Raw genomic sequence first — 23555 nt, forward strand, 5'->3', positions numbered from 1 at the left:
GCCATGGACAGACGATCGTTTCGTCATGCCCTCGTAGCCACCGCCCTCACTCTCCTCGTCCCCACCGCGCTGCCCTCGGCCGCGGCGGCCGGCCCGGTCCGCGCCCCCGCCCCGGGGCCGGCCGCGCTCGCCGCCGCCGCCGTTCCGCCCCAGGAACCCGGCGTCACGCTGCGCGTGTTCGACGTGCAGGTGCCGCTGGAGGAGATCTGCGTCCTCAAGCCCGGCCAGACCCCGAACGTCGACAAGCTGATGCCGACGATCAACTGGACCACCACCGCGGACTTCGGCGGCATAGCCGACAACTTCGTCACGCAGGTGATCGGAAACATCAACATCACCCAGCCGGGGGCGTACAACTTCCGGCTGTTCAGCGACGACGGGTCACGGCTGGCGATCGACAACACGGTGATCATCGACCACGACGGACTGCACGGCGCGAACCCGCCGGCGGAGGGCACCGTCACGCTGACCGCCGGCTACCACGCGCTCCGCATCGACCACTTCGACCGCACCGTGGACCAGCAGATCACCCTGCACTGGCAGCCGCCGGGCGCCTCGTCCTTCGTGCTGGTGCCGAACTCGGTGCTGAGCACCGACTCCGGCGTCGTACGGGTGACCGCACCGGGCCAGAAGCAGTGTGAGGCGAGCACCGACACCCCCGGCGACGGGCTGCCGCTGACCTCGGTGCACCCGAACTACAGCCTGACGAACCTGCGCCCGAGCGGCTTCCAGCCGCAGGTGACCGGGATGGACTTCTTCTCCGACGGCCGGCTCGCCATCACCACCTGGGGCGGCACCGACAACGTGCTCGGCGAGGTCTGGATCCTGAGCAACGCGACCGGTCCGACCGGCCCCGGGCAGGTGACCACGCAGCGGGTCGCGAGCGGGTTGCGCGAGCCACAGGGCATCAAGATCGTCGACGGCAAGATCTACGTGTCGGAGAAGCACCGGCTGACCGAACTCAACGACACCAACGGCGACGGGGTGACCGACAACTACCGTACGGTCGCCACCTGGCCCTTCGGCGGCAACTTCCACGAGTTTGGCTTCGGTCTGCTCTACCAGGACGGGTTCTTCTACCTGAACCTCTCCGTCTCGATCAACCTGGGCGGGAACACGACCGACCCGCAGCCGGCACCGAACCGGGGCACCACCATCAAGGTCAACCGGACCACCGGTGAGGTCTCGTACGTCGCGGGCGGGCTGCGTACGCCGCACGGCATCGGGTGGGGACCGGAGGGCGGCATCTTCGTCACCGACAACCAGGGTGGCTGGCTGCCGTCGTCGAAGCTGCTGCACGTGAAGCAGGACCGGTTCTTCAACCACTACATGAACCCGGCCGGCCCGTTCGACACCCGGCCGGTGACCAAGCCGGTGCTCTGGATGCCGCAGAACGAGATCGCCAACTCGCCGAGCACCCCGGTCTACCTGAACAGCGGCACCTTCGCCGGGCAGATGCTCATCTCCGACGTGACGTACGGCGGCATCCAGCGGGCGTACCTGGAGAAGGTCAACGGCGAGTACCAGGGCGCGCTGTTCCGGCTCACCCAGGGTCTGGAGGCCGGCGTCACCGAACTGGTCCAGGGACCGGACGGCGCGATCTACGCCGGTGGTCTGGGTGCGGGCGGCAACTGGGGCCAGGAGGGCAAGCTCAGCTACGGCCTGCAGAAGCTCACCCCGAACGGCGCGAACACCTTCGACATCCTGGCCATGCGGGCGACCGCCACCGGTTTCGAGATGGAGTACACCCAACCGCTGTCGGCGGCGACCGCGGCGGCGCTGGCCACCGCGTACAAGGTCCAGCAGTGGCGCTACCAGCCGACCTCCGCGTACGGCGGGCCGAAGCTGAACCTGCAGAACCTCACCGTCTCGTCGGCGACCCTGTCGGCGGACGGCAAGAAGGTCAATCTGGTGATCAACGGCCTGCAACCCGACCGGGTGGTGTACGTCCGCTCGCCCCGGCCGTTCACCTCGAACACCGGCCAGGCGCTCTGGAGCACCGAAGCCTGGTACACCCTGAACAACGTGCCCGGTGCCGCCAACCAGACCAACCTGGCCCTGGGCAAGCCGGCCACCGCCGACTCCTCCTGCAACGCCAACGAGGCCCCGGCGAAGGCGGTCAACGGCAGCGTCACCGGCGGCACCACCGACAAGTGGTGCTCGACCGGCGCCAACAAGTGGCTCCAGGTCGACCTTGGCCAGACCCAGTCGGTGAACCGGTTGGTGCTCCAGCACGCCGGGACGGGTGGTGAACAGACCTCCTGGAACACCCGCGACTTCACCATCGCGACCAGCACCAACGGCAGCACCTGGACCACCGTCGCCACGGTCACCGGCAACACCGCCTCGACCACCACCCACACCGTCAACCCGGTCCAGGCCCGCTACATCCGGGTGAACATCACCGCACCGGAGGCCGGCGGCGGCACCGCCGCCAGGATCTACGAGTTCGAGGCGTACGGCGGCAGCACACCACCGGCCACCACCAACCTCGCGGTCGGCAAGCCGGCCACCGCCGACTCCTCCTGCAACGCTGACGAGAGTCCGGCGAAGGCGGTCAACGGCAGCTACACCGGCGGCAACCTCGACAAGTGGTGCTCGACCGGCGCCTCGAAGTGGCTCCAGGTCGACCTGGGCGCGGCGACGAGCGTCAGCCGGTTCGGCGTACGGCACGCCGGGGCCGGTGGCGAGAACACCGCCTGGAACACCCGCGACTTCACCATCGCGACCAGCACCAACGGCACCACCTGGACGACCGTCGCCACGGTCACCGGCAACACCGCGTCGTCCACCACGCACGACATCACCCCGGTCCAGGCCCGGTACGTTCGGCTGAACATCACCGCGCCGACCAGCAACACCGACGGGGCGGCGAGAATCTACGAGTTCGAGGCGTACGGCACCGCGACACCGCCGACCCGGATCAACCTGTTCGACGGCACCAACCTGTCGAACTGGGAGCACACCAACGGGGCCGCCTCGACCTGGCCGGTCAGCGGCGGTTCGGCCGAGGTGCTCGGTGGTGACCTGCGGACAAAGCAGAGCTTCGGCGACTTCAAGCTGCACGCCGAGTTCTGGATTCCGAACCTGCCACCGGAGGTGACCGGTCAGGCGCGCGGCAACAGCGGCATCTACCTCCAGGACCGGTACGAGCTACAGGTGCTCGACTCCTTCGGCGACACCACGCCCGCCGACAACGAGTGCGGCGGCTTCTACCAGAAACGGGCGCCGGACAGTAACCGGGCGACGGCGCCGGAGACCTGGCAGACGTACGAGATCACCTTCCGGGCAGCCCGTTGGAACGGCACCACCAAGACCGAGAACGCCCGGGTGACCGTGGTCTGGAACGGCGTGGTGGTGCACAACAACGTCGAGATCAACGGGTCGACCGGTGGCGGTGCCGCCGAGAGCCCGAGCGTCGGACCGATCAAGCTCCAGGACCACGGCGACCCGGGCGCGAACGTCCGTTACCGCAACATCTGGATCGAACCGCAGAGCTGATCGAACCGCAGGTCTGAGAGAACGGCGGCGGCGCGGGGACGACGTGGTCCCCGCGCCGCCGTGCGGGTAACGGAAGTTACCGCTCCAGCTTGTTGTCGTGGCAGTTGCGCTGCGCGGAGACCGGGTTGCAGCGCACCGGAACCGCGCCGGGGAGTTCGGCGACGAAGTCACTGTCGTAGCGCGCGGCCATGCCCACCGTCGGGAAGTCGGTCGTCACCATCTGCGCACCGCTGGAGAGCGCGACGTCGAGCCGGCTGAACTCCTCGTTCTTCACCGTGCTCAACGGCTCGTCGGACCGGGTACGCACGATGTAGCCGCGCTTGACCAGGTCGGTGATGGTCGCGGCGTTCGCGCCACGGGGGTCGTTCACCATGGTGATCGCCGCGTCCGGGTCACCGGGGTTGCCCCGGGTGAAGACCGCCCGGCCGGCGAGGCTGGGGTGGCCGTCCAGGTACATGTCCCGGATCGTGCCGGGGCCGCCGTTGTCGAAGAAGAACATCACCTTGCCCCGGGCCCACTTGAGGCTCGGCCAGCCGTGCTTGAGCACCGACTGTTCCAGGGTGAGACCGGGCTTGCGCAGGTCGTCGGCGGTGATCAGCTCGTTCTCGGTGAAGACCGAACGAATCTCCTCGTCCACGTCGTCCAGCAGCGACGGGTCCCATGCCGGGCTCACCGCGCCGCCGAGCTTCTCCCAACGGTCGTCGGTCTGCTTCAGTTCGAGCTGGAGGATGATCGGTACGTGTCCCGGGTTGTCGTTCGACCAGTCCCGGACCTGCTGCATGCAGGCGACGAACGTACGGCAGGTGCTGTTGTAGTCCTGGTCGGCGACGTGCAGCACCTTCATCCCCGGTGCGGCCATCGCGGGGTCCTCGATCGGCCCCAGTCCGGCCCGCTGCCGGGCGAGCGGGTTGCGGTAGAGCCCACCCTGCGGATCGGGCAGCAGGTCCAGCTCGATCCCGCGCATGTTCTGCCGGCCGAGCAGGTCGGGGATGGAGGCGTGCGAGTACCAGCCCCAGGAGGGGTAGCCGGGGTCGATGTTGATCGACTCGACCAGCTCGGCGCCCTGCATCTCCCGGTGGAAGGCGTTGTGCGCGCCCATGAACTGGATCTGGTTCATCCGGATGTCGTCGCCGTTGCCGGCGCCGGCCGCGAGGGCCTCCTGCTGGGTCGGCAGCACGGTCGGCAGCAGACTGACGGCGGCGACGGTGGCGACGACGGCGGCGGCCACCGCTCCCATACGGCCGACAGCGGACATGCGTTCGCTTAAGCGGATATTCACCGACTCAGCGTTGGAAACGGGCGTTAACTCCCCATGTCATCGGTCTGCTGACCCGTCGTCCGGGTTGTGAACCTTCCCCGGACATGGAAGCTCCCCGGGTCATGCCCGCCCGGCCAGCCCGGACATGTCACGAGGGGCGAGTTTTGTCGGGGCCGCGCACCATACTCGTTCGGACTGATTCACCCCGGCACGGCCATCGGAGGAAACGGTATGGCGGAAATCCTGTTGTTCCATCACGCACAGGGGCTGACGCCCGGCGTACGACACTTCGCTGAGCTGCTGGAACGGGCCGGTCACCGGGTCCACGTCCCGGACCTGTACGACGGGCAGACCTTCGACAACCTCGACGAGGGGATCGGCAACGCCCAGAAGATCGGCTTCGGCACCATCCTCGAACGCGGGCGGGCCGCCGCCGAAGGGCTGCCGGAAGATCTCGTGTACGTCGGCTTCTCGCTCGGTGTGCTGCCGGCGCAGCTGCTGGCCCAGACCCGGGCCGGCGCGAGGGGCGCGCTGCTGCTGCACGCGGCCGTCCCGCCCGAGGAGTTCGGCGGGGCGTGGCCGAAGGGCGTCCCGGTCCAGATCCACGGGATGGACGCCGACCCGAGCTTCGTGGACGAGGGCGACCTCGAAGCGGCCCGAGCCCTGGTCGCGTCGACCGCCGATGCCGAACTGTTCCTCTACCCTGGCGACGGTCACCTCTTCACCGACGACAGCCTGCCCGAGTACGACGAGCAGGCGGCGGCGCTGCTCACCGAACGGGTGCTCACCTTCCTCGCCGGGATCAGGTAACCCCGCGCAACGTCGACCGCACGGGCCACCCGGCACACCGTTGACCGGTCCCCGTGCGGCCGACGTTCACCTGGTCAGCCGCGCGGCAGCGAGGTCGCGGAGAAGACACCCTCGGGGTCGTAGGTCCGCTTCGCCGCCAGCAGCCGGGCGGTGTTGCCGCCGTACGCGGCATCGGCCTGAGCCGCCTGGTCCGGGCCGATCAGGTTCACGTAGCCGCCGGGCATCGCGTACGGCTCCAGCGCCAACCAGGTGTCCTCGGTCCAGCCGACGTGGTCGCCGGGCATCTCCGGCTCCCAGAGCGACACGATCTCGGCGACGAAGTGCGGTTCCCGGTTGGCGAACGCGGTCGCCTCGGCCGGCACCCGGGTGGCAGCGCCGTGGAACTGGTGCACGACTGTGCCGGAGAAGGGGGACGTACGCTTCTCGCCGGTTCGTACCAGGGCGTCGACCACATCCGGGGTGAGGCTGGCGAAGCTCCGGGTACGGATGGAGGCGTGCCGCCCGGCCGGCGTCAGGCTGTCGTAGACCTTCAGCGCGTCGCCGTAGGTCGTCGGCTCCACCTGGGTCATCAGCGCGGTGCCGAGTCCTTTCAGGTTCTCGATCTGCCGGGCGCCCTCGTCCATGTCACCGACCCAGACCGGGTACACGAGCAGCGTCGGCGAGCCGTCCGGAGCGGAGAGCACGCCACTCTGCACGGTCAGCCCGTCCGGCGCGGTACGCAGGTATTCTTCCAGCCGCGCCCAGGTTCGAGGTGCCTCGTCCCAGGCGAAGAACATGAAGCCGGCGAGCATCTGCTCGACCGGGTGCACCTCGACCCGGGTCGAGGTGACGACGCCGAAGTTGCCGCCACCTCCCCGAATGGCCCAGAAGAGCTCGGGCTCGTGTTCGGCGTCGACCTGGACGATCCGGCCGTCGGCGAGGACCACCTCGGCACCGAGCAGGTTGTCGAGGGCGAGTCCGTGCAGGCCGGAGAGGGGGCCGTACCCGCCGCCGAGGGTGAGTCCGGTGAACCCGACGCTGCCGGCGTTGCCCGCTGCGGCGGCCAGCCCGTACGCGGCGGCGGCGGCGATCACCTCGGCGGTGGTCGCACCGCCACCGATGGTCGCGATCCGCCGCTCCGGGTCGATATCGACGGTGTTCAGGTCGCGCAGGTCGATGACGAGTCCACCGTCACGGACCGCCCGACCGGCCCAGTCGTGTCCGCCGCCGCGCACCGAGACGGGGAGGTCTCCCCTGTCCCGTACGGCCGCCGCCACTTCGGCAGCCGATCGAGGGCGGAGCACCCTGGCGGGTTTGTGGTCGATTGCACCATTCCAGAGATCCATTACACGTCCCATCACACGCTCAGCCAGACCATCACTTCATTCGCCAGAGTAGCACTCTGACGAAAAGGTTCCTGCTATGATCGATGGGTGCCAAAACAGCAATCGAGCCGTCGCGCGGAGTACGCCGAGAACACCCGCGAGGGAATCGTCGAGGCGGCTCGCCAGCTGTTCACGACCCAGGGCTACTTCGCCACCCGGGTCAACGACATCGCCGAACTCGCCCGGGTCGCCCCGGCCACCGTCTACGCGGTCACCGGTGGAAAACAGGGTCTGCTGCGTACGCTCACCGACATCTGGAGCGACGCGCCGATCGTCACCGAGACACTCGATCTGATCGCCCGGATCGAGGATCCGGAGGAGATCATTCGGATCGTGGCGCGGGTGACGCGGCAGATGCGGGAAGAGTTCGGCGACATCATGCGTATGGTCATCGCCACCGCGCCACACGAGACCACCGCCGCCGAGAGCCTCGCCCTGGCGACGCAGCGCTGGCGGCACGGAAACGCCACGGCCGCCCGCCGGATACACGAACTCGGCAAGCTGCGGGCCGGTGTCCCGGTGGAGGACGCGATCGACTCGATCTGGTTCTACTTCGGCTACAGCGCCATGTCCACCCTCGTCGACGACAACGGCTGGTCGTACGACCGGGCCCAGGAATGGCTCACCGAACACGCCATCCGCGATCTTCTCTGAAAGTATTCGATGCGATTCCAGTGACGCCCTCGGAGCGCCGCCGCCACGCCTTGATGCCGGTCGATAAGGTCGACTCCTGGTGGATGACGGCGGCACTACGGAGAGTGGGGCATGGGGCCGGTAGCGCGACGTGAAGACGAGCCGGGCGAGAACGCCCCACAGTTGATACGCGATCTCGTACGGAACGTCGTCGCGGAAATGGCCCCCGACGAACTGGTGCTCGTTGACGCGCTCCGACGTCTCGACGACGACACCGTGCTGCGCCGGCTGACCCGCGCCCGCCGGACCCGGGAGCCGCTCGGGTTCGGCCTGTCGGAAACAGCGGTACTCGTAGCCGCACTCGTCTGGATCGCCCTCGACGAGGTCGTCCGGCGATCGGTCGGAGCCGGCATGACACGCGCCCACAGCAGCTTCGGCGGTTGGCTCCGCAGCCGCCTGGGCCGGGCCGCCCCGCCCCGGTCGACGCCGGCACTCACCAGCGAACAGTTGCGAGCCGTCCGGGACCGGGTACGCGAGCTCGCCGTCACCACCGGCCTGACGCCGGAGGAGGCAACCCTGCTCGCCGACCGGGTGGTGGCCCGGCTCGCCCTGACCACGGAGGACGATCCGCCGCCATCAGGGCCGGTCGACCCGGCCGGCGAACGGTAAGCCCCGTCATGACGTCGACACCTGAGCAGGTGATGACAACGGAGCAACCCCCCACGCACCAGAGGCTGTCGAACGCCGGCACCCTCCCGCGCTTCGTCCTGCTGATCGTCCTCTTCGTAGGGATCGCCACGGTCATCACGGCCAGTCTCATCGAGGCTCGAACCGACCCCGACGGCGTAGGGGTCGGCTGCGGGCTCGCCGCCGGAGGTGACCCAGGCCTGAGCGACCTCGACGTCAGGGTTCGGATGCTCGACCAGCAGTCCGCCTTCGAGGAGTGCGTGGAGCGTTTTGTGCCGGTCCAGCAGTGGTGGTGGAAGCCGGGGGCGGTGCTGCTGGTGTTGCTCTGCGCCGCGGCGCTGTACTGGATGCTGCCGTGGTGGAAGGGCCGGCAGAGCCGGGTCGTGCCGGTCGAGCAGGTCGACGGTCACGGGAAACTGGCCGCGACCCTGGCCGAGCTGGTCACCGTGGCCGGGCTGCGCCGCCCGCCCCGCTTCGTCATCGCTCCCGCCGTGCCGACCACCGGGGCGGTGGTCTTCGGCCGGCTGCGCCGCTACACCGTCTGTCTGGACGGTGGCCTGGTCGCCCGGCGGCACCGTGATCGCGAGGGCTTCCGGGCGGTGGTACTGCACGAGCTGGCGCACCTGCGCAACCGCGACGTCGACATCACGTACGCGACCGTCGCACTGTGGCGGATCCTGCTGCTGGTGGTCGTCCCCCTCGACCTGGCGTACATCGCGACCGTGGCCCTTCCGGGCACGGCCGACACGTACATGGCGACGCGGGAACTGTCCCGGGTGGCGCACCACGTGGCGATGCTGGCCGTCACGGTCGTCCTGGTCTACCTGGCGCGGGCGGACATCCTGCGCACCCGCGAGTTCCACGCCGACCTCACGGCCCGGCGATGGGGCGCGGACGTACGGCTCTGGGAGGCCGCCGCCGGGTCGAACGGGTCGGCGGCCGACTCCCCCCGGTCGGCCACGTGGCGGCTGGCGGCGGCCGGGACGTCGGTCTGGCACACCCATCCCAGCTGGGCGCAGCGGCTCAGGTCGCTGGCCGATCCGGGGGCGGTGTTCGCGCTGCGGGCGCTGCCGTTCTTCCTGACCGGTGCGACGGCGGCGATCGCCGCGACCCAGATGCCGGCGCTGCTGTCTCTGCTGGGGGTGACCAGTAGCGGGGAAAACTGGGTCGTGGCGGTGGTCGTCGCGGTTCTTGTCACCACGATCACCGGGCTGCTGCTCTGGCCGGCCGTGACCCACGCGGCGCTCACCTCCGGTCCGGCGCCGTCCGGGCTGCGGGCCGGCCTCTGGGTGGCTGTCGGCCTGATCGTGGGTGAGCTGGCGGTCGGTCGCGCCGGCAGTGTCTGGGACCTCCTTCCCGAACAGCCCGCCTTCCTGCTGCTGCCCGCACTCGCGGGACTCGCGACCACCTGGTGGACGGCGGAGTACGCCCGGGTCTCGGCTACCCGGCCGACGGGTGCGCGACGAGGCTGGCCGCTGCTGGTGGGGCTCGGCGTGAGCTGTTTCGTGCTGACCCTCTGGTGGCACTGGTGGGAGGCCGAGGGCACCACCCTCGCCGGTGGCTTCCTCGCCTTCGGTGATCTCGTCAACGCATTCGAGCAGAGCGCGACCAACGGCCAGGGGTACGAGGGACCACTGCTGGCCCTCTTTCCCGGTCTACCGCTGTTGCAGGTCCTGAGTGACTCCCCGGAGCTGCTCTGGACGACCGGGGCGCTCTGGGTCCTCCCGCTCCTCGCCTGGCTCCCCCACCGGGCCGGCGCCGCCCGGCCACGGCCGGTCCTTCCCGCCGCCGCGATCGGCGCGCTCTGCGCCACAATCGCCACGGTGGCGGCCACCGCCGGTCTGCGAGTGTGGTCACCGGTGGTCGCCGGCCGGGAACAGAGCCACTTCGTCAGCAACATGACGTGGCTCATGGTCATCGTACTCGGTGTGATGTGGTTGGCGGCCGGGGTCACCGCCGCTCTCGCGGACCGCTGTCCACTGATCCAGGGCCTGATCGTGGCGGGCACCACGGGGCTGGCCGGGCTGGCCACCGTCGCCGTGCTCGCCTCGATCGACGGTTGCGTCCGTCCGCTCGCCATCCTGGCGTCGTCGTGCCAGCCCGATCCCCGGGCGGGCTGGGCGCTGGTGACGTTGCTGATGCCGCCGACACTCGGCCTGGGCGTGTTCCTCGCCGTCGCGGTCGCCGCCCTCGGCACGCTCACCGGGACATCGATACGCCGGTTCCGTGGCGCCGCATCCACCCAGCGGGCCGGGGAAGACCCACCCGTACCGGTCCATACCGGACGGCTGGTGTTACGGCGCGTGGCGGTGGCGGTGCCGTGTCTGTTGATGGTGGCGTCCACCACCGCCGTGTCCGTGGACGATTTCCGGTCGGCCACCTCGGCGTCCGACTCCTCCACCGCGCTGAACCTCGTGCTGAGCGAACACGCCACCTCACCCGAGGTGCGGGCGGCGCAGGTGCACGCCTGGCTGGTGCTCGGCGGGGACGAGCGGGCCGGCCAGGTTCTGGCCGGCCTCCGGGAGCTGACACATGGGCTCGAGCGGCTCCTCGGCGACGGGTCGAACCCGGCGCTGACCGACTGGGCGTTGATCGACACCACGTTGCGGCCGAGCTGTGCCGTCATCTCCGAACGGGTAACCGACGCGCGCCGGTACTTCGACCATCCCGACCCGCGCGGCCAGGCGGCCTGGGATGCGCTGCTGACCCGCGCCGAGCAGGTGGGCGGCGACTGCACCTTCGCGATCGAGCACCGGGACTCGGACAGGTACCTGGCCGCGATTCGACAACTGCTGTCGTTCGAGGACGACCTGCCCGGCATGCTGGAGTCGATCTCCGGCTGAACGTGTCCGGGGTGCGCGCCGAACGGCACGCACCCCGGGCACGTCGGCGCCAACGGTCACTAGCTGGGCAGCGCCTCGGTCCACTCGCCGACGAGCGTGTAGAAACCGTTCTCGGCGGCCTCGGCCCTGGATCCGTCAGAGGTGACGAAGAAGTTGGTCTTACGGAGCTGCCCGGTCGCCGGGTCGATGACCAACCGTGCCTGGTCCCCGCCCGGCAACGGGATCAGCAGGCCCTGTCCGCCCTCGACCTCGCCGAGGCTTTCCACGTCGGGATAGGCGGCGATGGCCTGGATCGCGGCGGCACGAACCTGTGGCGTGGTCGGCAACTGGGAGACCAGGGAGATCAGACCGTCGAAGACGGCCAACTCCCGCAGTTCGGCGGTGAGCAAGCCACCGCTCCACCTGGCGCCGCTGTTCGCGACGGCATCGACAAGCCACGCCTTCAACGCGTCCCGCGACGTCGGTAGCTGCTGGAGTTGCCCGAACGTGACATCGGTGGCGCCGAGCCGCAACGGCACCCCGCCCTTGAGCTCGATCACCTCCCCACCGGTCTTTTCGGCCCGGAACCAGGTCCGGCCGTCCCGGTGAGTCCAGAACTCGTACTCGTAGGCGTTGGCGGGTTGGCCGCCGCCGTCGGACATCACTTTGGTGTGCCAGTAGTCGCCGGTACCTTCGGACGTGGTCAGTACGGTGGTGGCGGCGGCGAGCAGGATCTGCTGGCCGGAGAGGGCCACCACGCCCGGTTGGGCGACCGACCCGTCGCCCGGGTTCCCGACTCCGCCGGTCCCTCCGTTACCGCCAGTGGTGATCACGACCGTGGCGACGGCGACGGCTGCGACGGCGGTCAGTGCCGAGACGAGGGCGACGGCCCGCCGTCTCGGTGAGCGGCGCGGTGTCCGCTCGGCCGCCTGTAGGTCCTGGTGGATCTGGCTCATCACGAGCTCCTGGAGTTGATGGTGGCGGTCGCTCGGCAGATCCCGCTCCACCGGTTCCGGCAGCAGCCGGGCCAGCTCCGCACGTTCGTCTGGGTCGGGCTGAAACTGGGTGGCGTTCATTGGGCGTTCTCCTGAGCGAACAGGACCGCGATGCCGCAGTCACCATCTATCTGTCCGTGGCCGGCGACGGGTTCCCGATGTGTCACGGGAGGCCGAAGTCGTCCGGTGGCGACGAGCTTGGCCAGCTTCTTGCGGGCCCGGGAGAGCCGGGAGCGTACGGTGCCGACCGGCACGCCGAGCGCGACCGCAGCCTCGGCGTAGTCGAGTCCGGACCAGACACAGAGCGCCAGCACCTCACGTTCGGCTTTACGCAGCGCCGCCATTGCCGTGCGGACCAGAGCCAGGCGTTCGTGGTCGTCGATCCGGTTACCGACTTCGTCGGCGAAGTCCGGCTCCACCTCGGGTGCGATTCGCGCCAACGCCACGTCATGTCGCCGGGCGGCCCGGCGTACGTTGCGCGCCACGTTGGTGGCGATGCCGAGCAGCCACGGTCGCAGCGACCCGGTGTCGGTGCCCACGTCCACCCGTTCGCGCAGCCGCCACGCTTCGAGGAAGGTCAGGGAGACCACGTCCTCGGCCGTCGACCAGTTCCCGATCAGCCGGTAGGCGTGGTTGTACACGGTGCGAGCGTGTCCGTCGAACAGCTCTCTGAACGCGTCCGGGTCCCCGGAACGGACCCGGACGCGCAAACTCATCTCCACACATACGAACTGTCCGGTCGGACACCCGAGTTCCCATGAGGTGTGCCACAGGTTCGACGCGGCTCCCGGGGCCGACTTTCGTACACGGTCTTTGATGTACTCACCTCATCGGAGACGGGGGTGCCGTGGACAATCGAGTCTGGGCCGGCTTGGCACTGGCGACGTTCCTGACGCTCGCGGGCAGCTGTTCCGGCACCGCTGACGAGAGGACCCTCCGGGTCGACTTCGGACTGTCGGCCTGCCCTCCCGCCGAACGGGTGTGCTTCAATCTCACGTCCTCGGACGTGGGCATCACCGTGGCGACCGCCGACGGCCGCCAACTCGTGACGGCGGTGACCGATCAGGCGGGTGTCGCCACCATGAGGCTGCCGCCAGCGGAAACGGGAGAAATCAGGGTGACCATGACCTCGCCCCTGATCGAAGGCGGAAGCAAGACCGTGGAGGCGAGCATCCCGGCCCCGGGAGGACTGACGAGCCTCACCGTGCGGGCGACGCTGGCGGGCGACGTACGCGGGCCGGGCACATAGCCGCTCGCTCCGCCCCGGGAGGGTTGCCGGGAGGGTTACCCGGTGGCACGGACCCTGGTTGCCCAGTCAAGTTGGGGGCAGCCGTTCGGGGTGCACTGGCGACAGGTCCCGGGCTGCCAGGAGTTGCCTCCGGGTTGGTGCTGTTGCCAGGTCAGGTCGGCGGACGTACGGACGACGTGAGCGTTGATCGGCTCCCGGGTTCGGCTCATCGCAACGACTCCACTCCTCTCGGTAGCGTTCGCGCTATGGTCGATCAAATCGGGTGAAAGCCATGGAGGGAACCGTCCGGCTGGACGATGGTGATGTGCCCTTCGGGTACAAGAGCAAACGGAAACGCGGCCAACCTCAGCACGAAGTCGACCGCATCCGTCCGTTTGTGATCACAACCCGATGGGTCAGCCCGCCGGGGCGTCGGCGTAGCTGACCGGCCAGTCCGCCCCGCCGCGGACATCCCCCTTCGGGTCCACCACCACGACCAGATAGGTCTGGTCCGGCGCGTCCGGATTCAGTCCGGCCCGCAACCACACATCCGCCACCGTCGACCTCCCGGCACAAGATATCGACCGGTCAACCTCTGCGCCAGGTCAGGCGAGGGTGTGGTGACCGGCTTCGATGACGTCGTCGTACTCCTTGAGCCGCGCGGCGTAGGCGGGACTGAGGAAGTATTCCGCGTCGGGACCGACCGGTAGCCGCAGCGGCGGCTTCTCCATCCTGCTCAGGCGCCAGACGACGTCGGCGAAGAGTTCCGGCGAGTTGATCGCCTCAGCGTGGTTCATGCCCTGCACCCCGCTGAGCGTTCCACCGATGATCGGCGCGTAGTCGTCGATGCGTTGACTCGGCAGCACCAGCGAGGAGCTGTAGCTGGTGGCGAAACCTCCCGGCTGCAGGAGCGTCACCTTCACGCCGAGGTGCGCGACCTCGCTCGCCAACGACTCGGCCACCCCTTCGAGCGCGAACTTGCTCGCGTTGTATGCGGAAAGCCCCGGAAATGGCACCAGTCCGGCGACCGAGCCCACGAAGATTGCGTGCCCGGAATGCTGCGCCCGCCACATCGGCAACACAGCCCGGGTCAGCCGCCAAGGCCCGAAGACATTGGTTTCGAATTGCGCGACGAGTTCCGAATCGGACACTTCTTCGACCGCACCGAACTGACCGTAGGCGGCATTGTTGACCAAGATGTCGATGCCACCGAAGGTCGCCACCGCCAGCTCGACCGCCGCCTCACACTGGGCCTGATCGCGTACGTCCAAGCCGGCCGCGACCAGATTGCCCCGACCCTGCTCGACCAGCTCAGCCAGCACTTCCGGCCGTCGCGCGGTCGCCACCACCTGCTCTCCCTCGGCCGCGAGCCGGGCCGCGAGTGCTCTGCCGAGACCGCTCGAACAACCCGTGATGAGCCAACGCTTCGCCATGACACAACCATCCAGTCTCGACAGGCTTACCGACCGATAGAAGCGTGCCAGCAGAAGGCGCAGACGTGAAGAGTAATTGCTGTCATCTATGGGACACCGGGCACGACTTCCCGGTCCGACGACAATTCCAACGATCAATCATCCCTCGCCGGGAATGGTGCCCTTTGGAATCAATCCGGCCACCTCAGCCGATCCAGACAACCAGGCGTACGTTCCCGTCCCCGAACCTGACGGCCACGTTCCGCATCGCCTCCCAAAGGCGGCCACTGCCCCGGCAGAGGTTCATCCGCCGCCACCCCCACCGCACCCGCCGCCACCACCACCACCGCCGCCACCACCGCACCCGCCACCCGCGCCACCGTCGGAGCCACCGCCGCCGCTGTCGGAGCCGCCGCCACATCCACTACCGCATCCGCCGCCGCCGCTACCGGTGCCAGCGAGCTTGCGCTGCACCTCGGCCTCCGCCGCGAAGCCGGGGTCGAGACTGTAGAGCGCGGCACCTCCGAAGAGTGCGGCACCCATCGCGGCGCTGTTCGCGCCGTAGGTTGCGTAGGCCGGTGAGGCGGACGGGGCAAGGTGTGCGTGTTCGGTTCGTAGCTGCCGTACGGCGCGTCGGGCGGCCCGCGTCTGCTTCGGCCCGCCGCCGATCACCACGATCATCACCACGGCAGACGCGACGAGTAGCACGAAGTGGAACGTCGCCTCCTGGCCGTTGGCGACCCTGAGGGCGAACCGGAGCACACCGAGCCCGAGCAGGCCGATCAGCAGCAACGGAAAGAAGCGGACCGCTCGTCGCTGCCCTTGGGTAGGCGCCAACCCCACCCGTTCGAGCTCCTGCCGAAGCTGGTCGAGCGCCATCACCACCCACTGGTGGGTGACCAGCCTCCGAGGTTGGATCCGTTGTCCGGCAGCGTTGTAGACGGCCTGGTCCAGTGGCGTAGCCCCGGCGGGCAGCGGACCGACAGTGGTGAGAGTGCGTCCTCGCGTCATACCGATCGCACCGGCGGCCCGCAGTCCGCCGAGCGAGGCGTAGACGGCGAGTCGGTCACCGCCGTTGAGGTAGGCGGCCTGCTGCGGGGTCAGTTGGGATGCCGGAAAATCTTTTCGCCCAGCTAGCACGATGGCGCGGTGCACCACGGCGGCGACGATCAACACGCCGGCCACGGCGACGTACAGGAGCAGGAAGTCCGGTTCCGAGATTCCCCAGATGTCCGCAGGCGCCGCAACATTGATCATCATGGCCCCCATTGTCAGACAACCCCGCCACCTGCCCGGAGCCCAACCACTCAACCGGGAGCGGACGCAGCGGCAGGTGCGACGCCACCAACGTTGGCGTTTCACGATGCACCGGGCTGTGGCGAGTAGCTACCCCTATAGGGGCAGCAGAAAGCCACAGCTCGGCCGAGCTTGATGTGGCACCGGAACCGATCAACCGTTGGCAACGTCAGTCAAAGAGGGAAGGAAGATCGTCGATCCAGGAGGAGAGCCATGCGTACCCGCAATCGCGCGACCGTACTGGCCACCATCGTGCTCGCCCTGGCGAGCGCGGGCTGTGCCGGGCAGGCCGGGGCCAGCAACAGTCCCGGCGTCCGCGAGGAGGTGATGCCAAATACCTCGGCACCGAACGACCCCGCTCTCGATCATGCCGCGAACGAGGTCGACGGGCTCCTGAAGTCGAAGTACGCCCAGTGGTACGCCGGCAAGGTCCTGGAGAACCCGGGCCGGACGATGATCATCTACCGGAAGCCCGGAAGCGACCTCGACCAGGCCGTACGGGAGCTGGTGAGCGGCGTGCAGGTGCGGTTCGCGGACGCGCTGCTGTCGGAGCGGGAGATGCTCGACCTGACCGAGCGGGTGATGGCCGATGCGACGTACTGGCGGGAGCAGGGCGTCAGCGTGACCGGGGCCGGCCCGTTGCCCGACGGCTCGGCGGTGCGGGTGATGACCGCCACCGGAGCGCCCGAGGAGGGCGAACGGCTGTCCCGCCACTACCAGCAACCGATCGTGGCCAGCCGCGCCTCGGTGACCTTCGCCCTCGGCTACTGAGCACCCACCGCCAACAAACCGGGCGGCAGCGGCACGGCGCGTCGAAGCGGGCGCCCTCCAGCCCGGAGAGCGCCCGCTTCGTCGGTGTCAGTGTCGGTGCCGGACCCGGTTACGGCGCGAAGTGCACGCCGAGCCGGGAGAGCTGCTGGTTCACGTCGACGTACCACCACTTCCAGGAGCACTGCCGGGAGTTGGGGTCGCTGATCGGCCCGCTCGGCACACCGTTGCAGGCGACGATCTCACTGCTCTCGTCCGAACGCAGACTGATGATGCCGCGCGCCGTACCGGTGGTGCCGGACTGGACGTAGACCGGGCCACCGCTGTCACCGTTGCCGATGCCCGCGACCCGGTTGGCCGCTTCCGCCTGCACCAGTCCCCTGATGGTGCCGAACCCCTCGATGTCGAAGCTCTGGTTGAGCGCCACCACGGTCCACCCGCAGGCGGTGCCGGAGAACGACCCGCCGGTGCAGACCGCGTTGCCGACGTGGTTCGAGGACGGGCCGGTGATCGTACGTCCGACGTTCGTGTCCCCGGAGGCGAAGGACGGTCCCTCGTAGACCGAGTAGCCCGCGTTGGTGAGGATGAGTTCGCCGTCGTACTCCCGGGTGGCGTTGGCGAGGGTGTTGCCGATGACCGCGCCGGTGCCGGTGGTCCACTGCCCGCCACCGCAGTGCGCGGCGGTGAGCAGGTAACGGGCCGCCCCGTTCAGGCCGCGTACGCCGAATCCGGATGTGCAGGCGCCACCGCTCAGGATCAGGGCGCCACCCCAGTACGGCACGGTGTCCGAGCCGCGCGAGGTGAACTCCCGGGGCGTCTCCACCGCCAGGTCGAGCGGAACCGTGGCGGTCAGTTCGCTGTCGGCCCGCTGGAGGTCGGTGCTGGCGATCCCGGTACTGGCGATCCCGGTACTGACCGCCTTGACGCCGACCTTCAGGCCGCTGCCGTCGTTGGCCGGGCTGGTCGAGATGACCCGGACACCGGAGACGGTACGGCCGATCACCCGGTCGGCTTCCTTCAGCAACTCGTCGAGCGAGTGCTTCGCGGCCCGTACCTCGACGGCGATCCCCTCGCTGCGCATCGCCTCGACAGTGGCCGCGACCGGCGCCGGCAGCGCTCCCCGCCAGTAGACCGTCAGCGTGTTGGCGGCCGCGTCGACCCGGTCACCGGCGAAACCCGACCCGGCCTGGTCACCGCCGGCCGCCCGGATGCTGTCCGCGGCCCGGTTCAACTTCTCCTGTACGGCGAAGAGTGGCGCCATCTTCGCCGCCTCGCCGCTCGGCGTGCCGGTCAACGTGGTCTTGGCGCTCGCCGACCCGGTGCCAGCGGCTCCGTCCGGTGCCGCCGCCGCGGGCACTCCGGCACCGGCTACCAGCACCAAGGCGCCGGCTACGGCACCGGCCATTTTCCATACTCGACTCATACCAGTCCTTCCTCGGACAGGGGTGGTGGCCGATACGAGCCTTACATCGAAGAATGGCAATGGTGTTACAAGATCTAGATGGCCGAGTACATGACAAAATGCCCGCTATATGCCCGACCAGCGAGCGGCGCCGTCCAGGCACCAGGGGGACCTACAACCCGTCAGGCACATACATGGAATTTCGTGTACGGCAGATACTGAACAGGCACCGGTTACAGTCGATGAAGTAACAGACCCCGTTACGGTGTCTCAACCCGGACGGTGACGGCAAGGTCGCGTACGGCCAGGGCGGCGAGATCAGCGAGTTGCTCCGGACCAAGAGTCACGCCGCGCAGGTTGCCGAGCGCGCCGAGGATGTCGGCCAGCTCGTTGCCCCGCAGGTCTGCCCCACGTAGGTCGCACCCTTCGAACTCCAGCCTGTCCAGCCGACAGCCCCGAAGTACGAGTTCACGGAGACGGCAGTTCGCCATGCTGGCTTCGGTGAGGATGCAGTCGACCAGGGCCACCGGCCCCGTACCGGCGACATCACGCAGGGCAGCGAAGTCGAGTCGGCAGTTCTCGAAGACGACGTTTTTCAGGGTCGCGCCGATGAAGTGCGTGCCGGTCAGGCGGCAGCCACTGAAGACGCAGCGCTCGACCACCACGTCGGAAAGCTCGGCGTTGGAGAAGTCGACCCGTTCGAAGACCGACCCGTGCAGGGTGACCTTTTCCCAGGCCGCATTGCTGGCATCAACCCCGGTGAGCTGACTGCTGCGGATTCGGGTCTCGTACAGACGACTCCCCGACCAGCTCTCCTCGGTGATCAGGGCCTCTACCAGATCCCCGTCCGGCAGCCCCGTCACCTCGTCCAGGTCCCGTGGGTCCAGGTCAGGGACCAGGACGTCGAGCCCACCGATTCGTCTCGTCTGCATAATCTCTCAACGATGCCAGGGCCGGGGACGGGTGCAGCCCGTCCCCGGCGGGTCGGATGATTCATTTTGGCAAGCGGCGCTACTTGCCCTTCTTGCTCCAGTTGTCCCAGCCAGGCTTGCTGTCGAACTTCGGCTTGTTGTCCCACGTCGGCCGGTTGTCGAACCTCGCAGCGTCGACGGCGACGAGCGTCGGCTGGGTCAGGTCGACCCCGAAACGCTCCAGGTAATCGGCGTCCGCGCTGACGAGAGTGACCAGTGGACTTGCCACGTCTACCTCCCTTTCTCCTCCGGATGAAACTGGTCCGCGGCGGCGCGAACCAGGGCTTGACGAGTCGTTCGGCAGTAGTTGGTCTCGGTGGCGGTCAAGGTGCCGTGCTCGAAGTAGCGGTTGCCTGCCTGCGCGCCCTTGCAGTAGTCGAAGAAGCCACAGGTATCGGCGCATCCGTTCAGAGCATCGATGAACTCCGCCACGTAGCGCAGGCTGCCGGCGTCCGCGAGCATTTCGGGAATAGATGTCTGGAGGACGTTCCCGGCGATGAAGTCGCCGTAGTCCGCGCTGCGTACGCCAAGCAACTCGGGCGAGAGGAGGACCGTATCGCCCTCACATGACACCGTAGGTATCGGCTCGTACGGCGCATGCCCAGGCGAGCCGTCCCGGCCCGCACCGATGTAGTCGGCCAGGCGGTCCAGGTCTCGTACCCGGAGCGGGCTGCCGTCCAACCGGCGCTGAACAAGCCGGCGCCAGAACCGATAGGCCGCTTCCTCTGACATCGGCGGGCGGTTCCCGCCCTCCTGCTCCTCAAGGTTGAAGCCGACCGAGACGCAGCCGGCGAGGTTGGTGAAGAACTCCGCCAACTCGTCCACATGCTCGACGCTCTCGGGTGTGACCACGCAGATCGCGGTGAACGACAGCCCCGAGCGGACCAGTGCATCCACGCCCCGCATCGTGCGGTCGAAGGTCCGCGTACCGGCCCAATCGAGACGGTTAACGTTGTTGAGCCCCGGTCCATCGATGCTCACCCCGACGTCGAATTCGTATTCGGCGAACAGGTCGCACCAACGCGAGTCGAGCAACGTCGCGTTGGTCTGGATCTCATGCCGCATGCTCCCAGCCCGTCGAAGGTCCTCGAAGGGCATGAGCAGCTCGCGGAACCTCTCGATCGGTGTGGTGGTCGGCTCGCCGCCGTGCCACACGACGTCCACCGGATAGCTGCTCCCCTGGGCGGCGATGGAGCCAGCGCAGGCAGTCGCGACAGCCTGTGACATCAGCCTGCGCTGCCCACGCTCCTGGAGGTAGCAATACGTACAGTTGAGGTTGCAGAAGGTCGTAGGCTGCACCACCAACGTATGGAAACTGCCGGCGATGGCAGGCTGGTGAAGGCGCCTTACGACACCGAGATCCTTCATCAGGTGGTTCACCTTCCTCCCGTAACCGCTTCGTTCGACATGGCGTTGACTGGCGGCAGTGGTGACTCACCGGACCGAACCTTGATCGCCCAGTCGAGTTGGGGGCAGCCGGTGGGGGTGCACTGGAGGCAGGTGCCGGGGCGCCAGGTGTTGCCGCCGGGCTGATGTTGCCGCCAGGTGAGATCGGCGGACGTACGGATGACTTCGGGGTTGATCGGCTCCAGGTTGCGGCTCACTGGCGTGACTCCGGTCGAGTGGACGGTCATCTTGGTCGGCCCGCTCATGACGTACGCCTCGTCGGCACCCAGCCGAGGAAGCGCTCGTAGAGGACACGCGGGTCCGGCGGCGGGCCGAGAGTCGGGTCGATGGTGTGCAGATCGTTGAGGGCGTCGACGTACTGGGCTGCAAGGAAGAGCGTCAGGTTGACCGTCCGGTCCCGGAAACCGCTGGTCAGATCGAGTCGCGCGTCCGCGCACGGCCACGGGTAGGCATCGATCCGGCAGATCCAGAGCGGACGCAACGGCAGGTGCGAGGCCGCCAACGAGGCCGCCCCGCTCCCCCTCACCATTCGACCAACCCGGGGATGGGCTGCGGCTGCGCCGGTCGCCACCCCGGCAAAGCCCGACGGTGTACGACCAACGACAACTCCGCCCCGTCGGCACCGTCGGCCAGGATCCGCACCCCGGTCAGGCTCACCCGGTGCCCGGTCCACTCCCCCGCACCTGCGGGCAGAGCGCGTACGCGTACCCGAAGTTCTCCCTGACCGGCGCGCAGGTCGCCACGGGAGCCGTGGTGGTAGAGACCGTCGGAGAGGTCGAGTACGTCACCGACGCTGACCAGCGGACGTTCACCTGGCACCCGGCTCATGACAGTGCCTCGCGTTCGGCGGCCAGCATTTCCGGATCGGCCAGATAGCCTTCGGCGCTGCGGAGCAGGTGACAGTCACCGGGGCCGGCACAGCGGTCACACATCGCGTCGTCGGCGTGCGCGGCGACCACGTTGCGGGACCGCCGGACGATCAGGTGCCACATCTCCCGGCCGAACATGGTCCCGTGCGGGCTCCGGTACGTCACACCGACCGCCAGTGCGAGCCACGGTTCTCCGGCCAGCGGGCGCGGGACCGCTCCGCCGTCACCGGCTCGGTGACCTGGGCGGGCTGCGCGTCGGAGTGGTCCGGTGCGGCCCGCAGGTAACCGCCGGAACGGCCGACGTACTGGGTCGCCGGCCCGATCGGCTCAGGGTTGTCGGCGACTCGCAGAAACCAACGCCATCGCATCGCGTACCTCCCTCGTAGTGGACGCGAGACCTCTGGCACGACGGGATAGCCAGGGTCAGGCGTCGGGCTTCGTCAGTGGTTCTGTGTCCGCAGGTAGGTAGTCACCCGCTCGGCCGACATCTCGGCCTGTTCCAGCAGCGTCCGCAGTGGTGAGTAGGCAACGCGGTCAGCCAGGCTCCGGGCGCTTTCGGCCTGGTCGAGTCCGGCGATGTGCACCCGAGCCAGTTCCAGGGCGCGGTTGACGCGCTCCATCTCACGGGCCATCTCGCCAGAGTTCATCACCACTCCGTTGATCAAGTACCAACGTTGCGTTACGTTGGATTGGTACCAACCATTACAGCGACATCGGTCTCCGTCAAGACTGGGACCCTAAGATTCATTCCAATGTGTCACCGAGGTGAGGAGAGCCCGTGCCGCCGCTCTACCGGAAGATCGCCACCGAGCTTCGGAAGCGGATCATCTCCGGAGAACTCAGCCCTGGCGACAAACTGCCGACCGAGACTCAACTCCAAGACCAGTACGACGTCTCCCGCAACACGGTTCGCCTTGCGACCGCTCTGCTGCTCAACGAAGGTCTGGTCGAGTCCGTACCCGGTCGCACCGGCGGGATGGTCGTCCGCGAGCGGGTCACCCTGACCTATCACGCAAGCCGGGCCGAAATGCCGCACGGGCTGTGGGCCGAGTCCGACGCCTGGTTCGGCGAAGTACGCGCCCAAGGCCACGAACCCACGCAGGAGTTCGAGCTGCGGATCGAAGCGGTGACTGCTGCGATTGCCGAACGGCTCGGCGTGGAGGCAGACTCCACAGTCGCCGTACGCCGCTGCATCCGCCGGGTCAACGGACAGCCCTCATCGGTGCAGTCGAGCTACTACCCGATGGACCTCTGCGAAACCGTGCCCGAGTTGCTGTCGCCACGAGACATCCCGCATGGCACAACCCGGCTGCTCGCCGAGCGCGGCTACCAGCAGCTCGGCGCCGAAGACGAGCTGGTCGCGGCGATGCCCACGCCGGAAGAGGTGACCCTTCTGCGGCTCAACCCGGGCACGCCGGTCCTGCACTACATCCGAACCGGGTTCACCGCCGACCGACCGGTGCGCGTATCGGTGACCACGTTCGCTGGTGACCGAAACCGCGTTGTCTACACCCTGGGCGATGCCGAAGTGATTGCCCGCTTCCGCGACCGGGACTCGACCGAATGATCATCACTCGCGCCGAGCTGGACGACGTAGACATCATCATGTCGTGGCGTCGTGAACGGGTCGCCTGGTTGGCCGCGCGCGGCGAGGAGCAGTGGTCAATCCCGCTCCCCCGGTCTGCGGTCGCCGCCACGGTGTCCGCTGGGCAGACCTGGCTCATCTGGAACGACCAAGAACCGATCGCCACTGTCACGCTGACCGCCTACGTCGACGTCGACTCGCTCTGGAAGCCCGACCGCGACCCAGAAGCGCTGTGGTACCCGGAAGACGACCCGTCTGATGCGCTCTACGTGGCGAAGATGATGATCCCGTTGCAGCACGCGGGAGGAGACTTGGGCGGCGAGATGCTGGACTGGGCCGGCGGGCGCGCGTACGAAGCCGGGCTGACCTGGCTCAGGCTCGACGCGTGGACAACAAACGTGCAGCTACACCGCTACTACCAGCGGCAAGGCTTCCGACACGTCCGCACGATCGAGTCTCGGGTGTCTGGCGCCTGCTTCGAACGACCTGCCCAGCCATACACGGGCGACCGGCTAAAGACTGAGCTGCGCTGAGCTTGGAGGCACTG

At 68.4% G+C, this 23555-nt stretch carries 26 protein-coding genes; 9 read left to right on the forward strand and 17 right to left on the reverse strand.

Annotated features, from left to right (window positions below; all coding sequences use genetic code 11):
• Positions 1-3: 3 nt before the first annotated feature.
• Positions 4-3501 carry a discoidin domain-containing protein gene (locus BDK92_RS08440; protein ID WP_121156180.1) on the forward strand — a complete coding sequence of 1166 codons (3498 nt, stop codon included), beginning with the start codon at positions 4-6 and terminating at the stop codon, positions 3499-3501.
• 76 nt (positions 3502-3577) lie between these two features.
• Here BDK92_RS08440 and BDK92_RS08445 read toward each other — a convergent pair whose 3' ends face one another.
• Positions 3578-4780, reverse strand: a complete 1203-nt coding sequence (locus BDK92_RS08445) for a phosphatidylinositol-specific phospholipase C1-like protein (RefSeq protein ID WP_211349136.1) — start codon at positions 4778-4780, stop codon at positions 3578-3580.
• Positions 4781-4990: 210 nt separating this feature from the next.
• On the opposite strand from BDK92_RS08445, the gene BDK92_RS08450 reads away from it, so the two are divergent.
• Positions 4991-5569, forward strand: coding sequence for a dienelactone hydrolase family protein (locus BDK92_RS08450; protein ID WP_121156184.1), 579 nt, complete (start codon positions 4991-4993; stop codon positions 5567-5569).
• A gap of 74 nt (positions 5570-5643) precedes the next feature.
• On the opposite strand, the gene BDK92_RS08455 is transcribed toward BDK92_RS08450, so the two are convergent.
• Positions 5644-6894, reverse strand: a complete 1251-nt coding sequence (locus BDK92_RS08455) for an FAD-binding oxidoreductase (protein WP_211349138.1) — start codon at positions 6892-6894, stop codon at positions 5644-5646.
• 87 nt (positions 6895-6981) lie between these two features.
• Here BDK92_RS08455 and BDK92_RS08460 point away from each other — a divergent pair, with 87 nt between their 5' ends.
• From BDK92_RS08460 to BDK92_RS08470, 3 genes are all read left to right on the forward strand, one after another.
• Positions 6982-7587 (forward strand): TetR/AcrR family transcriptional regulator, encoded by a 606-nt coding sequence (locus tag BDK92_RS08460; RefSeq protein WP_121156188.1) that lies wholly within the window; start codon positions 6982-6984, stop codon positions 7585-7587.
• 111 nt (positions 7588-7698) lie between these two features.
• Positions 7699-8235 (forward strand): hypothetical protein, encoded by a 537-nt coding sequence (locus tag BDK92_RS08465; protein WP_147456939.1) that lies wholly within the window; start codon positions 7699-7701, stop codon positions 8233-8235.
• Positions 8236-8243: 8 nt separating this feature from the next.
• Complete coding sequence (locus BDK92_RS08470; RefSeq protein WP_121156191.1) at positions 8244-11096, forward strand: M48 family metalloprotease; 2853 nt, start codon at positions 8244-8246, stop codon at positions 11094-11096.
• A 59-nt stretch (positions 11097-11155) separates the two neighbouring features.
• On the opposite strand, the gene BDK92_RS08475 is transcribed toward BDK92_RS08470, so the two are convergent.
• A complete protein-coding gene (locus tag BDK92_RS08475; protein WP_121156192.1) occupies positions 11156-12151 on the reverse strand; it encodes a CU044_5270 family protein in 996 nt (331 codons plus the stop codon).
• On the reverse strand, positions 12148-12786 hold the full coding sequence (locus BDK92_RS08480; protein WP_211349140.1) for an RNA polymerase sigma factor: 639 nt from the start codon (positions 12784-12786) through the stop codon (positions 12148-12150). The genes BDK92_RS08475 and BDK92_RS08480 overlap by 4 nt, the downstream gene beginning before the upstream one ends.
• Before the next feature lie 131 nt (positions 12787-12917).
• On the opposite strand from BDK92_RS08480, the gene BDK92_RS08485 reads away from it, so the two are divergent.
• Positions 12918-13319, forward strand: coding sequence for a hypothetical protein (locus BDK92_RS08485; protein WP_121156193.1), 402 nt, complete (start codon positions 12918-12920; stop codon positions 13317-13319).
• 395 nt (positions 13320-13714) lie between these two features.
• On the opposite strand, the gene BDK92_RS38885 is transcribed toward BDK92_RS08485, so the two are convergent.
• From BDK92_RS38885 to BDK92_RS08495, 3 genes are all read right to left on the reverse strand, one after another.
• The gene (locus tag BDK92_RS38885) at positions 13715-13855 is read right to left on the reverse strand and encodes a hypothetical protein (protein ID WP_170208525.1); all 141 of its coding nucleotides are present in this window, start codon (positions 13853-13855) and stop codon (positions 13715-13717) included.
• A gap of 48 nt (positions 13856-13903) precedes the next feature.
• On the reverse strand, positions 13904-14869 hold the full coding sequence (locus tag BDK92_RS08490) for an SDR family oxidoreductase (protein ID WP_246016901.1): 966 nt from the start codon (positions 14867-14869) through the stop codon (positions 13904-13906).
• Positions 14870-15013: 144 nt separating this feature from the next.
• Complete coding sequence (locus BDK92_RS08495; RefSeq protein WP_246016902.1) at positions 15014-15970, reverse strand: TIGR04222 domain-containing membrane protein; 957 nt, start codon at positions 15968-15970, stop codon at positions 15014-15016.
• A gap of 249 nt (positions 15971-16219) precedes the next feature.
• Here BDK92_RS08495 and BDK92_RS08500 point away from each other — a divergent pair, with 249 nt between their 5' ends.
• Positions 16220-16777 (forward strand): hypothetical protein, encoded by a 558-nt coding sequence (locus BDK92_RS08500; RefSeq protein WP_121156195.1) that lies wholly within the window; start codon positions 16220-16222, stop codon positions 16775-16777.
• 109 nt (positions 16778-16886) lie between these two features.
• On the opposite strand, the gene BDK92_RS08505 is transcribed toward BDK92_RS08500, so the two are convergent.
• The 10 genes from BDK92_RS08505 to BDK92_RS08550 form a co-directional block, all read right to left on the reverse strand.
• Positions 16887-18197: a chymotrypsin family serine protease gene (locus tag BDK92_RS08505; RefSeq protein ID WP_147456940.1), complete on the reverse strand. Its 1311-nt coding sequence runs from the start codon at positions 18195-18197 to the stop codon at positions 16887-16889.
• 239 nt (positions 18198-18436) lie between these two features.
• Complete coding sequence (locus tag BDK92_RS08510) at positions 18437-19108, reverse strand: pentapeptide repeat-containing protein (protein ID WP_121156197.1); 672 nt, start codon at positions 19106-19108, stop codon at positions 18437-18439.
• A gap of 79 nt (positions 19109-19187) precedes the next feature.
• Complete coding sequence (amcA, locus tag BDK92_RS08515; RefSeq protein ID WP_121156199.1) at positions 19188-19376, reverse strand: multiple cyclophane-containing RiPP AmcA; 189 nt, start codon at positions 19374-19376, stop codon at positions 19188-19190.
• 2 nt (positions 19377-19378) lie between these two features.
• Positions 19379-20515: a cyclophane-forming radical SAM peptide maturase AmcB gene (gene amcB / locus BDK92_RS08520; RefSeq protein ID WP_121161832.1), complete on the reverse strand. Its 1137-nt coding sequence runs from the start codon at positions 20513-20515 to the stop codon at positions 19379-19381.
• Between the two features lie 8 nt (positions 20516-20523).
• Positions 20524-20799, reverse strand: coding sequence for a hypothetical protein (locus tag BDK92_RS08525; protein WP_121156201.1), 276 nt, complete (start codon positions 20797-20799; stop codon positions 20524-20526).
• On the reverse strand, positions 20796-21083 hold the full coding sequence (locus BDK92_RS08530; protein WP_121156203.1) for a hypothetical protein: 288 nt from the start codon (positions 21081-21083) through the stop codon (positions 20796-20798). The genes BDK92_RS08525 and BDK92_RS08530 overlap by 4 nt, the downstream gene beginning before the upstream one ends.
• Positions 21077-21382 carry a hypothetical protein gene (locus BDK92_RS08535; RefSeq protein WP_121156205.1) on the reverse strand — a complete coding sequence of 102 codons (306 nt, stop codon included), beginning with the start codon at positions 21380-21382 and terminating at the stop codon, positions 21077-21079. The genes BDK92_RS08530 and BDK92_RS08535 overlap by 7 nt, the downstream gene beginning before the upstream one ends.
• The gene (locus BDK92_RS08540) at positions 21379-21588 is read right to left on the reverse strand and encodes a hypothetical protein (RefSeq protein WP_121156207.1); all 210 of its coding nucleotides are present in this window, start codon (positions 21586-21588) and stop codon (positions 21379-21381) included. The genes BDK92_RS08535 and BDK92_RS08540 overlap by 4 nt, the downstream gene beginning before the upstream one ends.
• Positions 21585-21791, reverse strand: a complete 207-nt coding sequence (locus BDK92_RS08545) for a hypothetical protein (protein ID WP_121156209.1) — start codon at positions 21789-21791, stop codon at positions 21585-21587. The genes BDK92_RS08540 and BDK92_RS08545 overlap by 4 nt, the downstream gene beginning before the upstream one ends.
• Before the next feature lie 72 nt (positions 21792-21863).
• Positions 21864-22070, reverse strand: a complete 207-nt coding sequence (locus BDK92_RS08550) for a hypothetical protein (RefSeq protein WP_121161834.1) — start codon at positions 22068-22070, stop codon at positions 21864-21866.
• 131 nt (positions 22071-22201) lie between these two features.
• On the opposite strand from BDK92_RS08550, the gene BDK92_RS08555 reads away from it, so the two are divergent.
• Together BDK92_RS08555 and BDK92_RS08560 are read left to right on the forward strand one after the other, a co-directional pair.
• On the forward strand, positions 22202-22990 hold the full coding sequence (locus BDK92_RS08555; protein WP_121156210.1) for a GntR family transcriptional regulator: 789 nt from the start codon (positions 22202-22204) through the stop codon (positions 22988-22990).
• Complete coding sequence (locus tag BDK92_RS08560) at positions 22987-23541, forward strand: GNAT family N-acetyltransferase (protein WP_121156212.1); 555 nt, start codon at positions 22987-22989, stop codon at positions 23539-23541. Before BDK92_RS08555 ends, BDK92_RS08560 begins: the two co-directional genes overlap by 4 nt.
• Positions 23542-23555 lie beyond the last annotated feature (14 nt).

It is taken from the genome of Micromonospora pisi (genome assembly GCF_003633685.1).
GTDB lineage: Bacteria > Actinomycetota > Actinomycetes > Mycobacteriales > Micromonosporaceae > Micromonospora_G > Micromonospora_G pisi.

What these genes read in the sequence shown, in the direction of transcription:
- BDK92_RS08440 (WP_121156180.1), top strand. Translation starts at nt 4, where the DNA reads ATGGACAGACGATCGTTTCGTCATGCCCTCGTAGCCACCGCCCTCACT.
- BDK92_RS08450 (WP_121156184.1), top strand. Translation starts at nt 4,991, where the DNA reads ATGGCGGAAATCCTGTTGTTCCATCACGCACAGGGGCTGACGCCCGGC.
- BDK92_RS08455 (WP_211349138.1), bottom strand. Translation starts at nt 6,894, where the DNA reads ATGGATCTCTGGAATGGTGCAATCGACCACAAACCCGCCAGGGTGCTC.
- BDK92_RS08465 (WP_147456939.1), top strand. Translation starts at nt 7,699, where the DNA reads ATGGGGCCGGTAGCGCGACGTGAAGACGAGCCGGGCGAGAACGCCCCA.
- BDK92_RS08470 (WP_121156191.1), top strand. Translation starts at nt 8,244, where the DNA reads ATGACGTCGACACCTGAGCAGGTGATGACAACGGAGCAACCCCCCACG.
- BDK92_RS08475 (WP_121156192.1), bottom strand. Translation starts at nt 12,151, where the DNA reads ATGAACGCCACCCAGTTTCAGCCCGACCCAGACGAACGTGCGGAGCTG.
- BDK92_RS08480 (WP_211349140.1), bottom strand. Translation starts at nt 12,786, where the DNA reads ATGAGTTTGCGCGTCCGGGTCCGTTCCGGGGACCCGGACGCGTTCAGA.
- BDK92_RS08495 (WP_246016902.1), bottom strand. Translation starts at nt 15,970, where the DNA reads ATGATGATCAATGTTGCGGCGCCTGCGGACATCTGGGGAATCTCGGAA.
- BDK92_RS08500 (WP_121156195.1), top strand. Translation starts at nt 16,220, where the DNA reads ATGCGTACCCGCAATCGCGCGACCGTACTGGCCACCATCGTGCTCGCC.
- BDK92_RS08505 (WP_147456940.1), bottom strand. Translation starts at nt 18,197, where the DNA reads ATGAGTCGAGTATGGAAAATGGCCGGTGCCGTAGCCGGCGCCTTGGTG.
- BDK92_RS08510 (WP_121156197.1), bottom strand. Translation starts at nt 19,108, where the DNA reads ATGCAGACGAGACGAATCGGTGGGCTCGACGTCCTGGTCCCTGACCTG.
- amcB (WP_121161832.1), bottom strand. Translation starts at nt 20,515, where the DNA reads ATGAAGGATCTCGGTGTCGTAAGGCGCCTTCACCAGCCTGCCATCGCC.
- BDK92_RS08525 (WP_121156201.1), bottom strand. Translation starts at nt 20,799, where the DNA reads ATGAGCGGGCCGACCAAGATGACCGTCCACTCGACCGGAGTCACGCCA.
- BDK92_RS08530 (WP_121156203.1), bottom strand. Translation starts at nt 21,083, where the DNA reads ATGGTGAGGGGGAGCGGGGCGGCCTCGTTGGCGGCCTCGCACCTGCCG.
- BDK92_RS08535 (WP_121156205.1), bottom strand. Translation starts at nt 21,382, where the DNA reads ATGAGCCGGGTGCCAGGTGAACGTCCGCTGGTCAGCGTCGGTGACGTA.
- BDK92_RS08545 (WP_121156209.1), bottom strand. Translation starts at nt 21,791, where the DNA reads ATGCGATGGCGTTGGTTTCTGCGAGTCGCCGACAACCCTGAGCCGATC.
- BDK92_RS08550 (WP_121161834.1), bottom strand. Translation starts at nt 22,070, where the DNA reads ATGAACTCTGGCGAGATGGCCCGTGAGATGGAGCGCGTCAACCGCGCC.
- BDK92_RS08560 (WP_121156212.1), top strand. Translation starts at nt 22,987, where the DNA reads ATGATCATCACTCGCGCCGAGCTGGACGACGTAGACATCATCATGTCG.